The 16504-nt window shown below is 73.2% G+C and carries 13 protein-coding genes; 5 read left to right on the top strand and 8 right to left on the bottom strand.

Annotation, left to right across the window (positions count from 1 at the left end; translation table 11 throughout):
* Positions 1-16: 16 nt before the first annotated feature.
* Together ACYVOM_RS30650 and ACYVOM_RS30645 are read left to right on the top strand one after the other, a co-directional pair.
* Positions 17-1243 carry a class I SAM-dependent methyltransferase gene (locus ACYVOM_RS30650; RefSeq protein WP_460307027.1) on the top strand — a complete coding sequence of 409 codons (1227 nt, stop codon included), beginning with the start codon at positions 17-19 and terminating at the stop codon, positions 1241-1243.
* The gene (locus ACYVOM_RS30645) at positions 1236-2033 is read left to right on the top strand and encodes a DUF1295 domain-containing protein (protein WP_460307026.1); all 798 of its coding nucleotides are present in this window, start codon (positions 1236-1238) and stop codon (positions 2031-2033) included. Before ACYVOM_RS30650 ends, ACYVOM_RS30645 begins: the two co-directional genes overlap by 8 nt.
* Positions 2034-2050: 17 nt before the next feature.
* Here ACYVOM_RS30645 and ACYVOM_RS30640 read toward each other — a convergent pair whose 3' ends face one another.
* A complete protein-coding gene (locus ACYVOM_RS30640; protein WP_460307025.1) occupies positions 2051-2539 on the bottom strand; it encodes a MarR family winged helix-turn-helix transcriptional regulator in 489 nt (162 codons plus the stop codon).
* Positions 2540-2562: 23 nt separating this feature from the next.
* On the opposite strand from ACYVOM_RS30640, the gene ACYVOM_RS30635 reads away from it, so the two are divergent.
* Positions 2563-4716, top strand: coding sequence for an MMPL family transporter (locus tag ACYVOM_RS30635; RefSeq protein ID WP_460307024.1), 2154 nt, complete (start codon positions 2563-2565; stop codon positions 4714-4716).
* Between the two features lie 80 nt (positions 4717-4796).
* Positions 4797-5255 carry a TspO/MBR family protein gene (locus tag ACYVOM_RS30630; protein WP_460307023.1) on the top strand — a complete coding sequence of 153 codons (459 nt, stop codon included), beginning with the start codon at positions 4797-4799 and terminating at the stop codon, positions 5253-5255.
* A gap of 55 nt (positions 5256-5310) precedes the next feature.
* On the opposite strand, the gene ACYVOM_RS30625 is transcribed toward ACYVOM_RS30630, so the two are convergent.
* From ACYVOM_RS30625 to ACYVOM_RS30600, 6 genes are read right to left on the bottom strand one after another with little or no spacing between them, the layout of a single operon-like run.
* Positions 5311-6867, bottom strand: a complete 1557-nt coding sequence (locus tag ACYVOM_RS30625) for a sulfatase-like hydrolase/transferase (RefSeq protein WP_460307022.1) — start codon at positions 6865-6867, stop codon at positions 5311-5313.
* Complete coding sequence (locus ACYVOM_RS30620) at positions 6867-7856, bottom strand: aliphatic sulfonate ABC transporter substrate-binding protein (RefSeq protein WP_460307021.1); 990 nt, start codon at positions 7854-7856, stop codon at positions 6867-6869. Before ACYVOM_RS30620 ends, ACYVOM_RS30625 begins: the two co-directional genes overlap by 1 nt.
* A gap of 3 nt (positions 7857-7859) precedes the next feature.
* Complete coding sequence (locus ACYVOM_RS30615; RefSeq protein ID WP_460307020.1) at positions 7860-8660, bottom strand: ABC transporter ATP-binding protein; 801 nt, start codon at positions 8658-8660, stop codon at positions 7860-7862.
* Positions 8657-9454: an ABC transporter permease gene (locus ACYVOM_RS30610; RefSeq protein ID WP_460307019.1), complete on the bottom strand. Its 798-nt coding sequence runs from the start codon at positions 9452-9454 to the stop codon at positions 8657-8659. The genes ACYVOM_RS30615 and ACYVOM_RS30610 overlap by 4 nt, the downstream gene beginning before the upstream one ends.
* Positions 9451-10422, bottom strand: coding sequence for a hypothetical protein (locus ACYVOM_RS30605; protein WP_460307018.1), 972 nt, complete (start codon positions 10420-10422; stop codon positions 9451-9453). The genes ACYVOM_RS30610 and ACYVOM_RS30605 overlap by 4 nt, the downstream gene beginning before the upstream one ends.
* Positions 10419-11576, bottom strand: coding sequence for an ROK family transcriptional regulator (locus tag ACYVOM_RS30600; RefSeq protein WP_460307017.1), 1158 nt, complete (start codon positions 11574-11576; stop codon positions 10419-10421). Before ACYVOM_RS30600 ends, ACYVOM_RS30605 begins: the two co-directional genes overlap by 4 nt.
* A gap of 223 nt (positions 11577-11799) precedes the next feature.
* On the opposite strand from ACYVOM_RS30600, the gene ACYVOM_RS30595 reads away from it, so the two are divergent.
* Positions 11800-12429 (top strand): hypothetical protein, encoded by a 630-nt coding sequence (locus ACYVOM_RS30595; RefSeq protein WP_460307016.1) that lies wholly within the window; start codon positions 11800-11802, stop codon positions 12427-12429.
* A 103-nt stretch (positions 12430-12532) separates the two neighbouring features.
* On the opposite strand, the gene ACYVOM_RS30590 is transcribed toward ACYVOM_RS30595, so the two are convergent.
* Complete coding sequence (locus ACYVOM_RS30590) at positions 12533-16417, bottom strand: hypothetical protein (protein WP_460307015.1); 3885 nt, start codon at positions 16415-16417, stop codon at positions 12533-12535.
* Positions 16418-16504: the final 87 nt, after the last annotated feature.

Raw genomic sequence — 16504 nt, 5'->3', positions numbered from 1 at the left:
AGATCTGGAGAGCACCATGACCGCGCTCGCCGAAACCGCCACCCGATGGCCCTCCTTGGAGGCCGTCCCGGACAGCACCCTGCGCGCGCGGGCGGCCCGCCTGCTGTTCCTGCGCACGGCCCGCCGCCTGCCCCTCCGGGTGGCGTTGCCGGACACCGTCGTGGGAAGGGGCGGGCCCGCCCTGCGCGTCCACCGGCCCGAGGCGTTCTTCGCGCGGCTGGGCCGAGACGGGCTCATCGGTTTCGGCGAGTCGTACATGGCCGGAGAGTGGGAAGCCGACGACCTGCCTGGCGTGCTCGGCGCGTTCGCCACCGCACTGGACACGATGGCGCCCCGCGCGACCGCCTGGCTGCGCCCGCTGGTCCTGCCCCGCCGCGGCCCGGACGAGGACGGCACCAAGGAGCGCGCCCGCGTCAACGTCAGCAGCCACTACGACCTGTCCAACGACCTGTTCGCGCTGTTCCTCGACGAGACCATGACCTACTCCAGCGCGCTGTTCCCCGAGGCGGACGGCCGCCCGGTCTCCGGCGACCTGGCCGCCGCCCAGCACCGCAAGATCGACCGGCTGCTCGACCGGGCCGGCGTCGGTCCCGGCACCCGGCTGCTGGAGATCGGCACCGGCTGGGGCGAACTTGCCCTGCGCGCCGCCCGCCGGGGCGCGGAGGTCACCACGATCACCCTGTCGGCCGAGCAGCGCGACCTCGCCCTGCGCCGCGCGGCGGCGGCCGGGGCCGCCGACCGGGTGGCGGTCGAACTGCGGGACTACCGGGACGCCGCCGGCTCCTACGACGCGATCGTCAGCGTCGAGATGATCGAGGCCGTCGGCGAGCGCCACTGGGGCGTGTACTGCCGCACCCTGGACCGGCTGCTCGCTCCCGGCGGCACGGTCGCGCTCCAGGCCATCACGATGCCGCACCACCGCATGCGCGCCACCCGGGGCACCCGGACCTGGGTGCACAAGTACATCTTCCCCGGCGGCCTCATCCCGTCCGCCAGGGCGCTGGAACAGGCACTGCAAGGCACGTCGCTGAGGGTGCGCGAAGACCACTGCTTCGGCCTGCACTACGCGGAGACGCTTCGCCTCTGGCGCGCCGCCTTCACCGCGCGGGAGGCCGAGGTCGAGGCGCTCGGCTTCGACGCGGTGTTCCGGCGCATGTGGGAGTTCTACCTCGCCTACTCCGAAGCGGGCTTCCGCTCCGGCTACCTGGACGTCCGCCAACTCGTCCTTTCCCGGGGTGAGTGAGGTGCTCTGGCTGAACCTCGTCCTGAGCGCCGCCACCGTCGCGGTCCTCATGGGCGTCACCTACGCGCTGGGCGTGCGCAAGGGGTCGCACGCGCTCATCGACATCACCTGGGGAGCGGCGTTCTCCGCCGTCGCGCTGGTGAGCCTCGCCCTGTCCTCGGGGCACGGGGATCCGGTGCGCCGCTGGACGGTGGCGGCCATGACCGTCTTCTGGGGGCTGCGCCTGGCCGTGCACCTCGGGCGGCGCAACTGGAACGCCGAGGAGGACCCGCGCTACACCGAACTGCTCTCGGCGGCGCCCCCCGGGCGGCGGAACAGGTACTCGCTGCGAAAGGTCTACCTTCCGCAGGGCTCCTCGGTGCTGCTGGTGTCGCTGCCCGTCCAGGTCGCCATGTGCCAGGAGTCCGCGCCGGGGCCCTTCCTGTGGCTGGGCGCGGCGCTGTGGGCCGTCGGGCTCGCCTTCGAGGCCGTCGGCGACCGGCAGCTCGCGGCGTTCAAGGCCGACGCCGCCAACCGGGGGCGCGTCCTGGACACCGGACTGTGGCGGTACACCCGGCATCCGAACTACTTCGGTGACGCCGTCGTCTGGTTCGGGCTCTTCTTCGCCGCCTGCGACGAGCCGCTCGGATGGCTGACGGTCGTGTCCCCGCTGGCGATGCTCTGGTTCCTCACCCGGGTCACCGGGGTGAGCCTGTCCGACGCCCGGATGGCCGCCCGCAAGCCCGGCTACCGCGACTACATGGACCGGACGAGCGCGTTCGTCCCGCTGCCTCCCCGGCGGCGGGCGTGAGGCCGCCGCACGGCGGGTCAGGGCCCGGTGGCCTCCTCGCGGGCCGCGACCGTCGCCTCGGCGGCGTCGCGCAGGAAGGCGGCGATGACGGCGCGCTCGGCGGGCGTGTACTTCGCGGCGGCCTCGTCGATCCGCCGCGCGAGCGGGCCGAACATCCGCCTGCCGGTGTCGTGCGCGGTGTCGGTGGCGCTCAGATGCACGAGGCGGCGGTCGCCGGGCTCCCGGTGCCTCTCGATGTGACCGGCCCGCTCCAGGCGGTCCAGGAGGGCCGTGGTGGCCGGAGGGCTCAGGTGCAGCGCCTCGCCCAGGCGGCGCGGGGTGAGCGGGACGCCGTCGCGCACCGCGCGCATGATCACCGAGAGCGCGCTCAGATCGGTCCTGTGCACCCGGTGGTGCGCCCCGACGGCCTCGCGGTAGTGGTCGGTCTCGGTGGCGACCAGATGCAGCCATTGGACGAGATCCGCGGGCTCGTTCCCGTCGGGAAGGGGTCGCGTTGAGTTCGGCACCGTCACAGCATAGTCTTTCCACCATGGAATCATTCGACGATCGAACTACCACCTCCGGGGACGCGTCGCGCGCCCCGTCGGTCGCCGCGCGTCTGGCCGCGCCGGTCATCGCGGCGGTCACCGGGCGGCGGTCCAAGTGGGCCGTCGTCGCGCTCGCGCTCATCGCGTCCGTCCTCGCGCTCGGCTTCGGTGGTTCGGCGTCCAAGGACACCGGACCCGCCGCGGCGCTGCCCAAGGGCGCCGAGTCCGCCGCCGTCGCCGAGCTGAAGGAGCGGCTGCCCGGCGCCGAGATCCAGACCGCGATGGCCGTGTTCGACCGCGCCTCGGGGCCCCTCACCGAAGCCGACAAGGCCTTCGTCGCCGAGCGCTCCGCCGCCTTCGCCGGCACCGCCCTGAACGGCCAGGTCGGCCGCGCCATCTACGCCGAGGACGGCGGCACCGCCCTCATCCTCGTCCCCCTGAGCGGCGACCTGCGCGACGACGCCCTGGCCGACGCGGTGAACGGGCTGCGCGACGACGCCAAGGCGGGCCTGCCCGACGGCGTCACCGCGCAGGTGACCGGCGGCGCAGCCTTCTCCGTCGACCTGTCCTCGGTCTTCGACGGCGCCAACACCGCGCTCCTCGCCGCGACCGCCCTCGTCGTCGCGCTTCTGCTGCTCATCACCTACCGCAGCCCGTGGCTGTGGCTGGTGCCCCTCATCGTCGTCGCCATCGGCGACCAGGTGGCGACCAAGGCCGTCTCGGCGTTCTCCCGCTGGGGGCTGCTCACCGTGGACGGCTCCACCCTCGGCATCACCTCGGTGCTCGTCTTCGGCGCGGGCACCAACTACGCCCTCCTCCTCATCGCCCGGTACCGGGAAGAGCTCCGGCTCGAAGAGGACCGGCACGTCGCCATGCGAAGGGTCCTCGCCGGGGCCGGGCCTGCCGTTCTCGCCAGCTCCGGCACCGTGTTCCTCGCCCTCCTTTCGCTCGCGTTCGCCGTCACGCCCTTCAGCCGCAACATCGGGCTCGCGGGTGCCGTCGGCATCGCGGTCGCCGTCGTGTACGCGCTCGTGGTGCTGCCGTCGGCGCTGCTGCTGTTCGGGCGCGGGCTGTTCTGGCCGTTCACGCCGCGCGTCGGGCAGGACGACAAGACCGGCGAGGGCGTCTGGGGCAGGACGGGGCGCTTCGTCGCCCGGCGGCCCGCCGTCGTGGCCGCCGCCTCCGCCGTCGTGCTGGCCGGGCTCGCGCTCACCGCGACGGGCATCACCACGGGCCTCGCGCAGACCGAGCAGTTCCGCACGCCCGTCGAGGCCACCGAGGGCCAGCAGACCATCGCGGCGGCCTTCCCCGCGGGCACGGCCGACCCCGTCGTCATCCTCGCCAAGGCCCCCGCCGCGGAGGCCGTGCGCACGGCGGCGGCGGGCGTCCAGGGCGTCGCGGCGGCCACCGTCGGCGAGAGCGACGGCGACCTCACCAAGGTCAGCGCCGTCCTCACCGCCGAGCCCGGCACCGAGGACAGCTTCCAGACCCTGCGGGACCTGCGCACGGCGGTCTCCTCCGTGCCCGGCTCCGCGGCGCTCGTCGGGGGCGCGCAGGCCGAGGACCTCGACAAGCGCGAGGCCGCCGCGCGCGACCAGCGCGTCATCATGCCGCTCGTCCTCGCCATCGTCATGGCGATCCTGCTGGTCCTGCTGCGCTCGGTCGTCGCGGCGGTGCTGCTCATCGGCACGGTCGTGGCCAGCTTCGCCGCCAGCGTCGGCGCAGGCTGGATGATCTTCCACGGCCTGCTCGGCTTCCCCGCCTTCGGCGCGGAAGTACCCCTGCTCGCCTTCCTGTTCCTGGTGGCCCTCGGAGTCGACTACAACATCTTCCTCATCACCCGGGCCCGAGAAGAGGCAGGCGCCCTGGGCACCCGGGCGGGGGTCGTCCGCGGCCTCGCCTTGACGGGCGGCGTCATCACCAGCGCAGGGATCGTGCTGGCATCGGTCTTCACCGTCCTCGGCGTCCTCCCGCTGCTGACGCTCACCCAGATCGGCGTCATCGTCGCGGTCGGCGTCCTGCTCGACACCCTCCTCGTGCGCAGCATCCTCGTCCCCTCCCTCGTCGTCCTGCTGGGCGACCGCTTCTGGTGGCCCGCCAGGCCCGCCAGGCGGATCGACGAGGAGCCCGCCAAGGAGCTCGCCGACGCACCATGACGCAAGAAGCCGGGCGGGCCCGCCGGGGCAAGGCGGGCCCGCCCGGGTAGGGACAAGGCAAGGACCTCAGGGGGAGCGACATGCTGAAGACACTGGTCAAGACATCGCTGGCGGTCGCCGCCACCGCCGTCGCGGGCTCGCTGGCCACCCGCCCGGACGAAGGCTGGTACCAGGAGCTGGAGAAGCCCTCGTGGCAGCCTCCTCCGGCCGCCTTCGGACTGGTCTGGACGCCCCTGTACGCGGCGATCGCCTACGCGGGCGCCCGGGCGATCGACCGTGCGCCGTCCGAGGCGCGCCCCGCTCTGGTGCGCGCCTTCGGGGTGAACCTGGCGCTCAACGCGGCCTGGACCCCTGCGTTCTTCGTGCTGCGCTCTCCGGAGGCCGCGCTGGCGGAGATCCTCCTGCTCAACGCCTCCAACGCCGTCCTCATCCGCCGCGCCCTGCGCGCCGACCGGACGGCCGGCCTTCTCCTGCTCCCCTACGCGGCCTGGACGGGCTTCGCCACCGCCCTCACCGCCGCGATCGCCGTGCGGAACTGACGGGCACGCCGAAGGCCCCGGCTCCCCCACCGGGGCCGGGGCCTTCCGCGCCTGGCTAGGCGCCCTTGTAGACCTCGCTCTCGGTCTCGAAGACCGCGAGCGAAGGGTCGTGGTCGAGCGCTCCGGTATCGGCCATGGCCGACATCCAGTGGTGGAAGTTGTCTCCGCGCTCCCGGAGGATCTCGTACAGACGGACCGTCAGACGACGGCGCACCCCCGCGAGCTCCGGATGGCCGTAGCGGTTGCTCAGCTCGTGCGGGTCCGTGCGCAGGTCGTAGAGCTCGTTGCGGGACTCCGGGTTCACCACGAGCTTGTACCTGTCGTCGCGGATCATCCGCTGCGGGTACGGGAAGTGGTGGCCGTGGAACTCCGCGGTCACCTCCGTGCGCCACTCGACGGCTGTGCCCGATACGTCTGCGCCCTCGGTGGCTGTGCCCTCGACGGCTGCGCCTTCGATGAGGGGCAGGAGGCTCCGCCCGTCGACGGCCTGGGACGGGTCGAGACCGGCCAGGTCGAGGAGGGTTGCGGTGCAGTCGGTGAGCCCGACGAACTCGTCCCTGACCTGGCCCGCGGGCGCCCCCGGCACCCGGACGATGCCCGGGATGCGGTAGATGTCCTCGTACATGGCCGGGCCCTTGTCGTGCAGCCGGTGGGCTCCGGTGAACTCGCCGTGGTCGGCGGTGAAGAACACCGCGGTGGAGTCGTCCAGGCCCAGCTCGCGCAACGTGTCGAGGATCCGGCCGATCTCCATGTCGATCATCGCGGCGTAGCCCCGGTAGACCGCGATGAGCTTCCGGGAGACGTCCTCGGCGAGGGTGTCGTACGTCCACAGCGCGCTGTAGTTGCGCTGGACGGGCGGCTTGCCTTCGAACGTCTCCGCGACGGACGCGGGCAGCTCGATCTCCGCCGGGTCGTACAGGTCGTAGTACTCCTCCGGCAGGAGGTACGGCAGGTGCGGCCCGAAGAAGTGCGTCGCGAGGAAGAACGGCCGCTTGCCCGTCCGGTACTCGTCGGCGTACTCGTGCAGCCGCTCGATCGCGCGCGTCGCCAGGTAGTGCTCGAACGTCGCCTCGACGGGCTGGTGCAGCCGTGCGGCCAGGAGGTTCCCGGGGTTGCCGTTGGGCAGGGTCCCCCGGACGTGCCCGCTGATCTCGTAAGGAGGCAGCCCGTTGTCCTCCAGGTACTTCAGGTAGTCCGGGTGGTCCACCGGGTTGTGCCAGCCCGGCAGGTCCGGGCCCTCGAACCCGAAGTCCGCGGCGTTCCGGTGCGTTCCGACGTGCCACTTGCCGATCAGCCCGAGCCGGTAGCCGGCGGCGGAGAGCGCCGCGGAGAAGGTGAACTCCTCGCGCGGCAGGTCCTCCATGTAGCCGACGTTGCGCTCGTGGTTGGCCAGCAGCCTGTGCCGGAAGGGCAGCTTGCCGGTCAGGAGGCTGGCCCGGGCGGGTGTGCAGATCGCCGTCGGCGTGTACGCCCGCTCGAACCTCGTCCCGGACGCGGCAAGGCCGTCCAGCGCGGGGGTGGAGACCTCCCCGGGGTTGTGGCAGCCGAGCGTGTCCACCCGGTGCTGGTCGGTCATGAGGAACAGGATGTTCCTGGGGCCTTGCTCGGACATCACTTACCGGCGACCTTGCCGTAGACGTCGCCCAGGTAGTACGTGGAGGGCTCGGGAACCTCCTTGAGCTTGCCCGCGCCGACGAACAGCTCGGACATGCCCTTCAGCCACGCCTCGACGGAGCCGTCGGCGGTCTTGGCGGCGATGTCGGCGGTGTTCAGCGGCCGGCTGTTGGCCTGGTCGGCCTTGACCTGGTCCTCGGTGAGCTTGAGGAACGAGGCGGTGGCCTTCACGGTCTCCTCCGGGTTGGCCGAGCGGTAGTCGCTGGCCTCCTGGAGCACCTTCACGACCTTCTCGACCAGCTCGGGGTCCTTCTCGACGACGTCGTTGCCCGCGACGTAGGCGGTGGGGAAGCTCAGGTCGAAGTCGGCGTTCTTCGCCAGCTCGACCAGGTCCGGGACGCTCTTCTTGATCGTGTCGATCATCGGGTACCAGATGCCCGCGGCGTCGATCTGGCCGGAGGCGAACGCGGACGCGATCGTCGCCGGGTCCATCGGGACGCGCTCGATGTCGGCGGCGGTCAGCCCTGCCTTCTTCAGCGCGAGGGTGAGGATCATGTCACCGGAGGTGCCTTCGGGGACGCCCACCTTCTTGCCCTTGAGGTCGGCGAGGGAGGTGATGCCGGGCTGGGCGATGACGCGGTCGGCGAGGCCGAGCGAGTTGACGGTGACGACCTTGGCCTGGCCGGTGGCCGGCAGCCAGAGGGCGCCCGGGCCGATGTAGCCGAAGTCGAGGTCGCCCGCGCCGAGCGCCTGGATCTGGAGGGGGCCGTTGGTGAAGACCGAGAGCTTCGGGTCGAGCCCGTTCTTCTCCCAGAGGCCTTCCTGGTCGGCGACGGCGAGGAGGGCGGAGCCGTTGTAGTCGGCGATGTAGCCGAAGTCGACCTTCTGGGCGCCGGACTCGGCCGAGGAGTCGTCGCCGCCGCAGGCGGTCGCGGCGAGGCCGAGGACGGCGGCGGTCAGGGCGGCGAGGGCGATGCGGGCTCTCATGGGTCAACCTTTCGCGGGGGTCTGCTGCGGAACGGGCCGCTGGGGAACGGGCTGGTGGTAGACGGCGCGCCATACGCGGTTGCGCAGGGCGGCGAACTCGGGCGAGAGCCGGGTCTGCTCGGTTCTCGGGTAGGGCAGGTCGACGTCGATGACCTCCTGGACGCGGCCCGGCCCTGCGGCCATGACCACGACCCGGTTCCCGAGGTAGACGGCCTCGTCGACGTCGTGGGTGATGAACAGGACGGTGCGGCGCTCCCGGCTCCAGGTGTCCAGGAGCTGGTCCTGCATGCGGACGCGGGTGAGCGCGTCGAGGGCGCCGAACGGCTCGTCCATGAGCAGGACGCGCGGGTCGGCGGCGTAGGCGCGGGCGATGGCGCAGCGCTGCCGCATGCCGCCCGACAGCGCCTTCGGCAGGGCGTCGGCGAAGTCGGTGAGGCCGACGAGGTCGATGTACCTCTCGGCGCGGGCGCGGCGCTCGGCCTTGCCCATTCCGGCGATCTTCAGCCCGAACTCGACGTTGCCCCGGACGGTCAGCCAAGGGAAGAGCGCGTACTGCTGGAAGATGACGCCGCGGTCCGGGCCGGGCCCGGTGACGGGCGACCCGTCGACGGTGACGGTGCCGCCGGTGGGCGTGACGAGCCCGGCGGCGATGCCGAGCAGGGTGCTCTTCCCGCAGCCGGAGGGTCCGACGACCGTCACGAACTCGCCGTCGGCGAGGCCCAGGTCGACGGCGGCGAGGGCGGTCACGGTGTCGGCGCCGAGCGGGTAGACCTTGCCGACGCCGCGGAACTCGATCTTGTTCATCTGCGGTCCTGCCATCCGGTGAGGCGGCGCTCGGCGGCCATCAGCAGCCGGTCCATGAGCAGGCCGAGGACGCCGATGGTGATGAGGCCGACGAAGATCGTCGGCAGGTCGTAGTAGATCTGCGCCTGCTGCATGCGGAAGCCGAGGCCCTCCTGGGCCGCGATCAGCTCGGCGGCGACGAGGGTCGCCCAGGCGCTGCCGAGGCCGACGCGCATGCCGACGATGATGAAGGGCGACGAGGCGGGCACCACGACCCGCGCGAAGATCACCCGATCATTGGCGCCCAGGACGCGGGCCGCGTTGATCAGCGTGGTGTCGACCCCAATGACGCCCTGAAAAGTAGAGATCACGCACGACAGAAAGGCGCCGAGGCCGATGACGACGAGCTTGGGCGTCTCGCCGATCCCCAGAAGCACGATCGCCAGCGGGATGATCGCCAGCGGCGGGATCGTCCGGAAGAACTGCACCCACGGCTCCAGCAGGCCGCGCGCGGTCCCGTACCAGCCCATCAGGAAGCCGACGGGCACGGCCAGGGCGGTGCCGAGGGCGAAGCCGATGAAGACGCGGCGGAGGCTGGCGAGGGCGTCGTCGAGAAGGGTGCCGTCGGAGATCAGCGTCCAGCCCTGCTTCGCGACCTCGACCGGGCCCGGCAGGCCCTGCACCCCGGCGCCCGCGAGCGCGGCCCACACGCCGACGCCGGCGGCGAGCGCGATCGCGTTGAGCGCGGGGCCGGGGAGGATCGCGCTCCGCTCCGCGCGCGGCGCGGGCGCGGCCTTGCGCACGGTGGCTGTCACGCGGGCCTGCCGATCCTCACGGTGCGCAGCTCGTGCGCGCCGTCGGCCCGGCTGACCTCGTAGTAGAGGCGCAGTCCTTCGCCGTCGGGGACCGCGTCGACGTAGCGCACGGAGCCCGTGCCGTGCGGCGTGGTGACGGCGGGGCCGTCGACCGTCAGGCGCTCCCAGTGGACGAGGTCGGGCGAGAATGCCAGACCGGTCTTCTCTTCGTAGTTCCGGGAGAAGTGGGACTCGCCGTCGTAGAAGCCGAGGAAACCGGCGGGCGTCTCCACGACGCTGTTGATCCGCGCGGCCCAGGAGTCCCAGCCGTCGCCGGGCGTGAAGACGACGCCGCGCCACTGCCAGGTCGCGCCGTCGTCGGTGCTCTCGGCGAGCGCGGTGACCGAGAGGGACAGGCCGGTGTTGTAGATGTCGGCGGTCGCGTGGGCGGCGCCGGCCCCCGCCGCGTCGAACGTGCCCTGCGCGGCGCTGAGGAGCATGATCAGACGGCCGTCCGCGGTGCGCTGGACCCGGGGGTCCTTGACGCCCTCGGTGCCGGTCGAGGCCGCGGTGAAGACCGGGCGGCGGGCCGCCACGTCGAAGGCGTCGGGCGAGGCGGCCTCGACGACGTCGACGCGCCAGCGGTTGTCGGCAGGGTCCACGTAGCTGAGGTAGAGCTGGTAGCCGCCGTCGGCGCGGCGGTGCAGGCAGAAGCGCTCCATCGAGGGCGAGTCCAGCGCGGACTTCTCCACCGCCCACACGTCGCGGAAGTCCACGCCGTCGTCGCTGACCGCGATCGCGCAGCGCCAGCCCCGCTCGGTGCGGGCGTCGCCGCGCGGCCGCCGCTGCCGGTAGGTCAGGAGGTAGCGGCCTTCGTCCTGCAGGACGCTCGCGCAGCCCACCCAGTAGCCGGCCTCCGCGCGCTCGGGGGTGAACACGGTGGTCCCGGCCTCCGGGTCGAAGACGGGGATCGCGATCGCGGATGTCATGAAAGGTCCTCTCCGCGGCCTGTGCCGCCGGGGTAGCCGATGAGGAGCGGCGAGTCGTGCGCGACGAGCGCGAGCGCGCCGAGCGCGCCCACCTCGTCGCCGAGCGCCGCGGGGTGTGCGGGAAGGCGCTGCGCGGGTGGAAGGTGTACGGCCAGGGCGGCTTCGGCGGCGGCCAGCACCCGCGGCACCGCGACCTCCCCGCCGATGACGATCCGGTCCGGGCTCACCGTGTTGCAGACCGCCGCCAGGGCGAAGCCGAGGGCCCGTCCTGCCCGGTCGAACGCGGCGACGGCCTTGGGCTCGCCTTCTTCCAGCGCTTGAAGCGCGCTAGGCAGGTCGGCGGCTCCGGATGCGGCGACAACGGCGGGGACCGACGCGACGGTCTCCAGACAGCCCAGGCCGCCGCACGCGCAGGCCGCCCCGGCCGGGTCGACCGGGATGTGGCCGATCTCGCCCGCGCCGCCGCCCCCGCCGCGCAGCAGCCTTCCGCCGACGACGATCCCGCCGCCCACGCCTTCGGAAAGGCGCGCGTAGACGACGTCCGAGAAGCCCTTGCCCGCGCCGCGCACCATCTCGGCGAGCGCGGCGAGCCGGGTGTTGTTGTCGACCGCGACCGGCACGCCGAACCGCTCGCCGAGGGCGCCGGTGAGCGCGGCGACGTTGCGGGCCTGCTCCGCGCCGCGGCCCAGCTGCCCGGTGACGCCCACGCCGATGCCGTGGAGCGGCCCGAGACCGGTCCGCAGGGAGTCGACGAGGCCGCAGGCGATCTCCAGCCTGCGCTGCCAGGACGTCGTCCGCGCATACCCTAGGGCGGCGGTCCCGATGACCTCCTGGGCCGCGTTGGCGACGGCCACGTGGACGCGTCGGTGGCCGAAGTCCACGCCGATGGCCTGGCCGGTGTCCGGGTTCAGCGCGAGCAGCTCGGCGGGCCTGCCGGGCGGGCGTCTGCGGCCTGCGGACTCCGGCGTGGTGACGACGACGGTGCCGCGCTGCAGGAGCGCGCCGGTGATGTCGGACAGGGTCGAGCGGGACAGCCCGGACAGGGCGCCCAGCTCCGCCCGGCTCAGCGCGCCGCGCTCGCGCAGCAGCGCGACCACGCGTTCCTCGTGCCCGAGGCGGACGCGGGCGAGCACGCCTGGTTCGGTCTCGGGCATTCTGCGCACTCTCCGGAAGAAGGTTCGGCCGGGACTCCGGATGAAATCACCGCTGGTGGAAAGGGACATTAACAGCCAGACAACCGACAATCCATACCTTTTCTACCTGAAATCGGTGTGTGCTGCGTCACTTTGGCTGCGCCCTGCGGGGTTTGCCGGAACCTGCCGCGGTTTCTCCGTTCCCGATACGGTGGACGCAACGGAGAGGCGCGCGGACGGAGGCGTGGTGTTCATACAGGTCATCGAAGCTCCCGCGAGCGACGCGGACGCCCTGCGCGAAGCCTCCTACCGCTGGGCGGACAGGCTCGGCGCGACCTCCGTCGGCTGGCTGGGCTGCACCGGGGGCGTCACCGACGACGGCATCTGGATCAGCGCAGAGCGGTTCGAATCCGAGCAGAAGGCCTGGGTGGAGAACGGTCGGCCCGGCCGCCGCCGCTGGTGGGCCGACACGCTCGGCGGGCTCGCCGGCGACGCCCGGTTCATCAACTGTCGCGAGGTCGAGGTGTTCGCCCCCGACCCCGACGCGATCGACACCGCCCGCTACGTGGAGATCGTCCAGGGGCGGGTGAAGGACCCCGCCTTGATGCGGACCCTTCTGCGCAGCATGGAGAAGGAGATGTACGGCTCCCGGACCGACCTCCTGGGCTCCACCCTCGCCTTCCACCCGGACGACGGGTACACCCACCTGCTCTACCACACCAGCGAGGACGACCTCTTCGACGCCGAGCTCCGCGAGATCCCGCCCCGCGTCAAGGCGATGATGGACGCGATCTACGAGCTGAACCTCAGCACGCCGCGGCGGCTCGCGCTCACCGCGCCGTGGCTGCACTCCCGCCGCTCCACCGACCGCTGACGTCCCGCGCCGCTCCTCCCGGAACCGGCGAGGACGGCGGCCTTGGCCGGACGCCGCGGGCTTCCGGGCCCCCGCGCAGTGCCGCGGGGACCCGGGGACGGGCCTAGTCCAGGGCGGCCCAGGCGGCGGACAGCAGCGGTTCGCAGGCCAGCACGGGCTTCTCGCCGCCCTGCGCGCGCAGCGCCCCGAGGACCCGCAGGACCTCCACGACCTCGGCGTGGTCGGCGTAGCCCGAGGCGGCCAGCGCGCTCAGGGACAGCGCAGGCTGGTCGGACTCCCCCGCCACCTCCAGCCACACCGCGAGGTCCTGCGCGGGACCGTCCTCCGACTGGCGCGTCAGGACCGTCCAGGCGGCCTCCAGCGTCGGGTCGTCCAGGACCCCGGTGGAGCGGACGAACCCGCGCGGCTCGCCGGAGAGGTGGCGCGCGCAGACGTCGCGGGCCTCTTCGGCGTCGCGGACGCCCGCCCTGAGGAGGAGGTCGAGCAGCGACGGCCAGCCTCCGGTCAGCCGGAACAGCTCGTCCGGTCCGAGGCCGAAGCCGAGCGCAGGATCGGCGGCGACCCTACGGGCGATCTCCTCCGCCGAGAAGGGCACGAGTTCCAGGACCCGCGCAGGCGGCGTGTCCTTCAGGCGCGTCCACAGCGCGGCGTACCTCGGCGGCACCACGGCGACGACGGCGAGCGTCCCCTTGTACCCGGCGTTCCCGCCGACCGCCTCGAACGCCTCCGCGAGCCCCGCCCTCGCCGCGTCCGCCGTCCGGCTCGTGGCGAGGTCGAGCACGACAAGGGTCAGCCCCTTCTTGCGCCCGGCCCGCTCCACCGCGTCGGCGAAGACCGGCTCCCGCTGCCCCGTCCCGACCGTCCACACCGCCACCTTCTCCCGCCGCTTCCCCTCCCCTTCCAGCACCCGCGCCACCTCCAGCAGCCCGAGCGCCTCCGACCCGGCCACCAGATGCACCACGGCCTCCTCCCGCACCACCCGCCCGACCCCGGGCCCCCACCTCTCAGCCCCCACATCCACGCCCAGGCGGGTACCGGACGCGACCTCGGCCGCCCCACCGAACGCCCGCGCCTCAGGACCAGCTTCCTCAAGCGCCCGCTCTTCGGGAGCCCCCTCAGCCGCGTCGGCGGTCGCCGAGCCCTCGAAAACAACCCCCTCAAGCGCGCGCGCCTCAGGAGCGACCCCCTCCGAGCCCGGCCCTTCGGCAGAAGCTCCACTCCCCTCCGCAACAGCGGACCCGGACTCGGCGAACGCACCCGCCGACGACGAACCCCCTGAGGCCGTAACCCCGCCGACCGGCAGAGCGCCCTCGCCGGTCTCGACCTCGGACGGCGCAACGAACTCCGAGGCGTCAGAGACGACGTCCTCCAGCCCGCCCGCTCCGAGACCGGCTTCCTCAGACGCCGACACTTCGCCGGCCGAACCCGGCACTTCCGCAACGGCGCCCGGCTCGGCGGGCATACCCGGCTGAGACACGGCGTCGTCGAAGACCTCGCCGCCCGGCGAAGAAGGTTCCTCAACCTCGATCGGCTCGGACGCGGCATCGATCGCCCCGGCCTCATCGCCGGCATCCCTGCCGAGCACCGAACCGCCCCCTCCGGCGTCAGCCTCAGCCGGCTCGCCGATCACCGAGGCGTCGGCGCCGCCAAGCACGCCCGCTTCAGGAGCGGACTCCTCCGACGGCGGCTCTTCAACGGGCGAGCCCGGGTTTTCCGCAGCGGTGAGGTCGGAATCGATGGGTGTACCCGGCTCAGACGGGACAGCTTCGGAAGCGAAGACTTCGTCGCGCGGCGAAGGGAGTTCCTCGGCCTCGCCGAGCAAGGACTCGGACGGAGCAGCGGTGTTCACAGAGTCGGAGGCAGCATCCCCGCCGTGCGCCGAAACGCCCTGGCCGGATTCAGCCTCAGCCGGCTCGCCGATCACCAAGGCATCGGCGCCCGCTTCAGGAGCGGACTCCTCCGCCCCCGGCTGGTCCGCCGAAGACTCGGGGCCCTCCTCTGCGGCGGAGCCGGACGCACTCGAAGGTTCCGCGTGCGACAGGGACTCGGAGGCGGCGACTCCGCCAAGCGGCGCGGAGCCGTCGCGGGGGTCGGCCTCGGGCGAAGCGGCGGAATCCGCGGCGTCAGAGACGGCACCCTCAAGCGCGCGCGCTTCGGGAGCGGGCTCCTGTGAGGGCGACGCTTCGGCGGACGAGCTCGGCGCCTCCGCGACGGGGTCTGGCCCGGTGGGCGTACCCGGCTGGGACGCGGCGTCGTCGGGGGTGGGGCCTTCGTCGCGTGGCGAAGGGGGTTCCTCGGCCTCGCCGGGCTCGGGCTCGGACGGGGCGGCGGTTGCCTCGGCGTCGGAGGCTTCCTCTTCGGGGGCGGACGCCTCGGTGTCGGAGGTCGCTGAGGCGGGCGACTCGGGCTCGGGCTCGGCGGCGGCTGCTGAGGCCGGTTGTTCGGGAAGGGCGGGGAGTTCGGAAGCGGCTTCGGGCTCGGCGGCGGTGACGTCGGCGGGCGATGATCCGGACTCCGATGAGGGGCTCTCAGAGCGGGCGTCGGCGGCGAATGGGGCGGAGGCCACCGCGTCTTCGCCTTCGGCTGCGGCGCCTTCGGACTCCGACTCCGACTCGGGCGCGGGCGCGGGCGCGCCGGAGGAAATGTTCTCCTCGTCGTCGGAGGCGGCGCCTTCGGACTCGGGCTCGGTCACGGGCTCGGGCGCGCGGGAGGAAACGGTCTCCGCGTCTTCGGGGGCGGCGACTTCGGCAGCCGACGGAGAGGTGTCCGGGGCTTCGTCGCCCTTGGGGTCCTCTGGAGCGGTTAGGGCTTCTGGGTGATCTAGGGGGTCTCCTTCGAGCGCGCGCGCTTCGGAGGAGTGTCCTTCCGGCGAGGAGTCTTCGGCGGTGGGTGTGTCCGGCACGGAGCCGGGCTCGGCCTCCGGCTCGGACGGCAGGGGGGCGTCGTCGGACGGCGCGGCGGGCTGGGCCGCTTCGGCGGACGGTGCCGGGGCGGCGGTGAGTTCGGCCTCCTCGTCGTCTCCGGCTTCGGCGGAGGCGGTGGGGGCGTCCGGCGGCTCAGGGTGGACAGGGGCGGGGGTGTCGTCGGACGGCGTGGCGGAGGCCTGCGCGGTGGCGCGGTCCGCATCGGGCTCCGGAGGAGCGGTCGCGGAGGCGACGTCAGCGGTGGGCGGCACGGGGTCTGCGGTGCCTTCCGCGGATTCGGCGTTCTGGTCGCTCTCGGAGGTGGTCTCCGCGTCGAGAGGCGCAACGGCCTCCGCGCCTTCGTCGAACTCCGCGTCGTCTCTGCCCACCAGCGCTGCGGTCTCCGCGACGGCGGGGGCGGCTTCGGTGATCTCGGACGAGGCCGGCTCGGCGAGCGTCTCGCTTTCGGCCGGGGCCGGCGCCGCTTCGGCGGCGGCCGCGGACTCGGAGACCGCCGGGGCGGCCTCGGAAACCTCGGGGGTCGGCGGGGTGGTGGGGGCCTCGCTCTGGGTGGGGAGGGTGATGGATCGTTTGGAGACGGGCCAGAGGAGGCGTTGCCAGGCGGGGGGCCAGGTGGATTCGGCGGCGGCGACCAGGGCGTCCTCGTCAGGGCGGAGGCCGGCGGCGGCGTCGAGGAGGTCGCAGAGCAGGAGGAGGTCGGGGGTGGGGGCGCTGGAGGCGGCGTGGATCTCGGCGAGGAGGTCGGCGTAGCGGGACGGGCCGGTGAGGGCCGCGAGGGCGGCGACGCGGCGGCGGGCCGCTTCGGCGACGGCCGCGTCCTCAAGGGCCGCGAGGGTGGGCGAGGCCTCCGGAAGGGCGGCGACTGCCGCGTCGAAGGCGGCGACGACCTGGGTCAGCGCGGCCATGTCGGGGTCGGCGGGACGCGCCCCGTCCTGGAGCGCGGCGAGGACCCGGCGCGCTCCTTCGACCGACGCGGGGAGCACGCCCCGGAGGATCTCCAGGACCTGCTCGGGGGTGGTCTCTCCTTCTCGCGCCTGGTTCGTCCCGGATTTCTCGTCCACCATCAAAACGCACGCCCCTCGCCGTAGAGTCCCGATCGAGCCGTCGGCCCCGGATGAAACTGCGGCGAGCGTAAGACGCCCGACCCGACA

The organism is Actinocorallia aurea (genome assembly GCF_054783995.1).
Note: the sequence above shows the minus strand (reverse complement) of the source record. Positions and strands in the feature narration are given on the sequence as shown.